The 5367-nt window shown below is 71.9% G+C and carries 4 protein-coding genes; 2 read left to right on the top strand and 2 right to left on the bottom strand.

Going from position 1 to position 5367, the window contains the following annotated elements; translation table 11 throughout:
• The coding region (locus FK498_RS17165) for a biotin/lipoyl-containing protein (protein WP_304598722.1) at positions 1-272 on the bottom strand (272 nt) is incomplete at its 3' end.
• 116 nt (positions 273-388) lie between these two features.
• Positions 389-3193: a 2-oxoglutarate dehydrogenase E1 component gene (locus FK498_RS17160; RefSeq protein WP_141856710.1), complete on the bottom strand. Its 2805-nt coding sequence runs from the start codon at positions 3191-3193 to the stop codon at positions 389-391.
• A 272-nt stretch (positions 3194-3465) separates the two neighbouring features.
• Between FK498_RS17160 and FK498_RS17155 the strand changes: the two genes are divergently transcribed.
• Together FK498_RS17155 and FK498_RS17150 are read left to right on the top strand one after the other, a co-directional pair.
• Positions 3466-4371 (top strand): fumarylacetoacetate hydrolase family protein, encoded by a 906-nt coding sequence (locus tag FK498_RS17155; protein ID WP_141856708.1) that lies wholly within the window; start codon positions 3466-3468, stop codon positions 4369-4371.
• Between the two features lie 11 nt (positions 4372-4382).
• The gene (locus tag FK498_RS17150) at positions 4383-5120 is read left to right on the top strand and encodes a TlyA family RNA methyltransferase (protein ID WP_141856706.1); all 738 of its coding nucleotides are present in this window, start codon (positions 4383-4385) and stop codon (positions 5118-5120) included.
• The last annotated feature ends 247 nt before the right edge of the window (positions 5121-5367 follow it).

Below are 5367 nucleotides of genomic sequence, written 5' to 3'. Positions count from 1 at the left end.
GCCGGCTCCGGTGCGGCCGCGCCCGCCGCGCCGGCGGCTTCCGCGATCGTGCCGAGCACCGCGCCGACCTCGACCTCCGCGCCGTCCCGGGCGACGATCGCCTCCAGCACGCCGGCTGCGGGCGCCGGCACCTCGACCGTGACCTTGTCGGTCTCGAGCTCGACCAGCGGCTCGTCGGCCGCCACCGCCTCGCCGGGCCGCTTCAGCCAGCGCGCGATGGTGGCGCTGGAGACGCTCTCGCCCAGCGCAGGAACCTTGATCTCGACCGACATGCGCGACCCCCGGTTGCTCTCAGGCGCGGAGTTGAAGCGCGGACCGTCGTGGAAGGCAACCGGCGGCCGGAAAGCGGCCCCTCCGGCTGCCCGGCCCCACGGGGCGGCCCAGGCGCTCAGACGCTCAGCGCCTCCTCGACCAGCGCGGCCTGTTCGGCGTTGTGGACCTTGTAGAACCCGGTCGCCGGACTCGCCGCCTCGCGCCTGCCGATGTAGCGCGGCCGCGCGCGCCGATGCGCCGCCGCCGCCGCCGCCTCGAGCCGGCGGTCGATCCACGTCCAGGCGCCCATGTTCTGCGGCTCCTCCTGGCACCAGACGATCTCGGCGTTCGGGTAGCGCGCGATGATCTTCGGCAGGCTGACGGACGGGAACGGGTAGAGCTGCTCGATGCGCACCAGCGCCACCTGATCGATCCTCTCCTCGCGCCGCGCGGCGAGCAGGTCGTAGTAGACCTTGCCGGTGCAGAACACGACGCGCTTCACCGCCTCGTCCTCCGCGATCGGATCGATCTCGGGGATCACGTGGCGGAAGCCGCTGTCCGGGCCGAAGGCGTCGAGCGTCGAGACCGCGAGCTTGTGGCGCAAGAGCGACTTCGGCGTCATCACCACCAGCGGCTTGCGGTAGTTGCGCTTGAGCTGGCGGCGCAGCGCGTGGAAGTAGTTCGCCGGCGTGGTGAGGTTGCAGACCTGCATGTTGCGCTCGGCGCAGAGCTGGAGGTAGCGCTCGAGCCGCGCCGAGGAATGCTCCGGCCCCTGGCCCTCGTAGCCGTGCGGCAGCAGCATCACGAGGCCGCTCATGCGCAGCCACTTCGATTCGCCCGAAGCGATGAACTGGTCGATGATCACCTGCGCGCCATTGGCGAAGTCGCCGAACTGCGCCTCCCACAGCACCAGGCAGTGCGGATCGGCGAGCGAGTAGCCGTAGTCGAAGCCGAGCACGCCGGCCTCCGACAGGAGCGAGTTGTACGCCTCGAACTGCGCCTGGCCGTCGCGGATGTGGTTCAGCGGCACGTACTCGGCCTGGCTGCTCTGGTCGATCAGCACGGCGTGGCGGTGGCTGAAGGTGCCGCGCTGCACGTCCTCGCCCGAGAGCCGCACGCGATGGCCCTCCAGCAGCAGCGTGCCGAAGGCGAGCGCCTCGCCGGTCGCCCAGTCGATGCCCTCGCCCGTCTCGATCGCCTCGCGCTTCTGGTCGAGCTGGCGCGCGATCTTCGGGTTGAGGTCGAAGTCCTCGGGCACGCGGCAGAGCGCGCGGCCCACCTCGCGCAGCGTCTCGAGCGGCACGGCGGTGCCGCAGTCCTTCGCCTCGTCCTCGATGCCGCCCGGCGTCAACCCGGCCCACTTGCCCTCGAGCCAGTCGGCCTTGTTCGGCTTGTAGGTCCTGGAGGCGTCGAACGCCTCGTCCAGCGCGGCGGTGAAGCGCTGCTGGATCGCCGCCGCCTCCTCTGCCGTCAGCGTGCCCTCGGCGATCAGGCGCTCGGCATACTTCGTCCGCGTGGTCTTCTGTGCGCGGATCGCCTTGTACATCAGGGGCTGGGTGAAGGCCGGCTCGTCCGACTCGTTGTGGCCGTGGCGGCGGTAGCAGACGATGTCGAGCACCGCATCGACGCCGAAGGTCATGCGGAACTCGGTCGCGAGACGGGCGCAGAACACCACCGCCTCGGGATCGTCGCCGTTCACGTGCAGGATCGGCGCCTGGATCGACTTGGCGATATCGGTGCAGTAGAGCCCCGAGTAGGCGTGCGCGGGAACGGTGGTGAAGCCGATCTGGTTGTTGACGACGAAGTGCACCGTGCCGCCGGTGCGGTAGCCGATCAGCTGGCTCATCGCCAGCGTCTCGGCCACCAGCCCCTGGCCGGCGAAGGCGGCATCGCCATGCATCAGGATCGCCATGGCGTGGCGGCGCGCCTTGCGGTCGCCCATCATGTCCTGCTTGGCGCGGATCTTGCCGACCACCACGGGATCGACCGCCTCGAGATGCGAGGGATTGGGCTGGAGCGAAAGATGCACCTGGCGGCCCGCGATCTCGAGATCGACCGAGGTGCCGAGGTGGTACTTCACGTCGCCCGAGCCCTGCACGTCGTCGGGGTGCGAGGAGGCGCCCTGGAACTCGCTGAACACCGCCGAGAACGGCTTCTTCATGATGTTGACCAGCGTGTTCAGCCGGCCGCGATGGGGCATGCCGATCGCGATCTCGACCACGCCCGCTTCGGCCGCGGCCTCGATCGCGGCGCGCACGGCGGGGATGAGGCTCTCGCCGCCCTCGAGGCCGAAGCGCTTGGTGCCGACGAACTTCTTCTGGCAGAACACCTCGAACCCCTCGGCCTCGGTGAGGCGGGCGAGGATCTCGCGCTTGGCCTCGGCGTCGAAGGCGGTGCGCCAGGGTGCCCTCTCGACCTTCTGCTGGATCCAGGCCTTCTGGTCCGGGTCCTGGATGTGCATGAACTCGACGCCGACCGGACCGCAATAGGTCTCGCGCAGCACCGCGAGGATCTCGCGCAGCGTCGCGGTCTCGAAGCCGAGCACGTGGTCGATGAAGATCGGCCGGTCCATGTCGCCGGGGCCGAAGCCGTAGGTGGCCGGGTCGAGCTCCGGGTGGGGCTTCGGCACCTTCAGCCCCAGCGGGTCGAGCTGCGCCTCCAGATGCCCGCGCACGCGGTAGGCGCGGATGAGCATGAGCGCGCGGATGGAGTCGAGCGTGGCGGCGCGGACCTCGTCGCGTGCGGCGGGCCGTGCCCGAAGCGCGAGGGCCGCGCCGTTGGCGGCTTCGACCCCGCCATTGGCGAGGACGCCGAAGAGCGCCGCCCAGCCCGGCTCGACGCTGCCGGGATCGGTCACCCAGCGGTCGTACTTGCCGGCCACGTAGATCGAGTCGCCCGGCGGGATGCCATCGAGGAAGGCGTCGAGGTTCAGGCTCGCCATCGTTCTTCTCCCGGCCGCGCGTCGGCCGGTTCCCTGATGCCCGCCGCATTCCGGGCGGAGACAACACGCCGCCGGGCGGACCGGTTCCGGCCCGCCGCGGTACGACCTTGACCTAGAATAGGCAACGGCGCGTCAACGCGGCAGCCTGAAACGAGGCGTCACGCCATGTTCCCGCGGCATGGGTGAGGCCGAGCCATGTCCGGCTTTCACCGCCCCGTGACACGCATCGCGGTTGAGGCACACTGGCGCCTTCAACCGGACGGGAGGTTTGGATGGCCATGCGGCTCGCGACCTACAGCGCGGGGGGCCCGCCCGCGGTGGGCGTGGTGCTGGAGGACGGGTCGGTGCTGGACGGCGCGGCGGTGCTGCGCGCCGCCGGCGGCGATCCGGCGCCACTTGCCGACATGATCGCCGCGATCGAGGCCTGGGACCGCGTGGGGCCGGCGCTGGCGCAGGCGGCCGCCGCCCCACCCGCGGCCGCGGTGGTGGCGAAGGAGCGGGTGCGGCTGCTCGCGCCGATCCCCCGCCCGCGCAAGAACGTCTTCTGCGTCGGCCGCAACTACCTCGACCACGTGGCCGAGGGCGACCGCGCCGCCGGCCGCGAGACGACGGTGCCCGAGCACGCGCAGTTCTTCTCCAAGCCCGCCAACGTCGTGATCGGCCCGGGCGAGTGGATTCCGAACCACGCGGGCGTGACCCGCGCGCTCGACTACGAGGTCGAGCTCGTGGTGGTGATCGGCAAGGGCGGGGCCGACATCCCGCGCGAACGCGCCTTCGAGCACGTGTTCGGCTACACGATCGGCAACGACATCACCGCCCGCGACCTCCAGCGCCGGCACGGCCAGTGGTTCAAGGGCAAGGGGCTCGACCGCTCCTGCCCGATGGGGCCCTGGATCGTGCCGCGCGGCGACCTGCCCGAGCCGCCGGATCTGCGCATCAGCCTGACCGTCAACGGCGAGACGCGGCAGGACAGCCGCACCGGCCGGATGATCTTCGACATCCCCTCGATCCTCTCCGTGCTCTCGGCAGGGCTGACGCTCGAACCGGGCGACCTGATCATGACCGGCACGCCGGAGGGCGTGGGCTACGCGATGACGCCGCCCAGGCTCCTGCAGCCGGGCGACCGGATCGCCGCCGCGATCGAGGGGATCGGCGTGCTGGAGAACGAGGTGCGGTAGGGGATGCGCGCATGAAGCAGCGGCTCGACTCGCTGCTGGTGGAGCGCGGCCTCGTCGAGTCGCGCGCGAAGGCGCAGGCGCTGGTGCTCGCCGGCAAGGTGTATTCGGGCGGGAGGCGGCTGGAGAAGGCCGGGATGCAGGTCGCGGCCGACCTGCCGCTCGAGGTGCGCGGCGAGGACCATCCCTGGGTCAGCCGCGGCGGGGTGAAGCTGGCCTTCGCGCTCGACCATTTCGCGCTCGCCCCGCTGGGGCTCGTCTGCCTCGACATCGGCGCCTCGACCGGCGGGTTCACGGACGTGCTGCTCGCGCGCGGGGCCGAGCGCGTCCATGCCGTGGATGTCGGGCACGGCCAGTTGGCATGGAAGCTGCGCACGGATCCGCGCGTGGTGGTGCACGAGCGGCTGAACGCGCGGTTCCTGACGCGCGCGCACGTGCCGGAGCCGGTGGGGGCGCTGACCTGCGACGCCTCGTTCATCGGGCTGCGCACCGTCTTGCCGGCCGGGCTCGCGCTGTGCGCGCCCGGGGCCTGGGCGGTCGCGCTGATCAAGCCGCAGTTCGAGGCGGGGCCGGACAGGGTCGGCAAGGGCGGTGTGGTGCGCGACGCCGCGGTGCAGGAGGAGGTGCAGCGGACGATCGCCGCCTGGTGGGCGGGCCAGCCGGGCTGGCGCGTGCTGGGCGTGGTGGAGAGCCCGCTGCGCGGCCCCGACGGGAACCGGGAGTTCCTGATCGCGGCGCGCCGCCTGGGGTAGAGGGTGTCCCGATGCCCGGAATCGGGTTCAGGCTTCCGGCGCAGGCGCAGGCCGTGATCCGCGGATCTCCGACGGGACGGGCGGGATGGCACCGGGGTCGCCTCGTCCCCCTGCGCGGCCCCGGACACGATCCCGGCCCCGTGCGATGCGCCCCGCGATCGGGCTGATGGCCAAGGCGCCGCGCGCCGGCCTCGCCAAGACGCGGCTGATCCCGGCGCTCGGCGCCGAGGGCGCGGCGGCGCTCGCG

The sequence above is a fragment of the Elioraea sp. Yellowstone genome, from assembly GCF_006704265.1.
GTDB lineage: Bacteria > Pseudomonadota > Alphaproteobacteria > Acetobacterales > Acetobacteraceae > Elioraea.
The sequence above is the reverse complement of the archived record's forward strand: the minus strand, read 5'-3'. Positions and strand labels throughout refer to the sequence as shown.

What these genes read in the sequence shown, in the direction of transcription:
- FK498_RS17160 (WP_141856710.1), bottom strand. Translation starts at nt 3,193, where the DNA reads ATGGCGAGCCTGAACCTCGACGCCTTCCTCGATGGCATCCCGCCGGGC.
- FK498_RS17155 (WP_141856708.1), top strand. Translation starts at nt 3,466, where the DNA reads ATGGCCATGCGGCTCGCGACCTACAGCGCGGGGGGCCCGCCCGCGGTG.
- FK498_RS17150 (WP_141856706.1), top strand. Translation starts at nt 4,383, where the DNA reads ATGAAGCAGCGGCTCGACTCGCTGCTGGTGGAGCGCGGCCTCGTCGAG.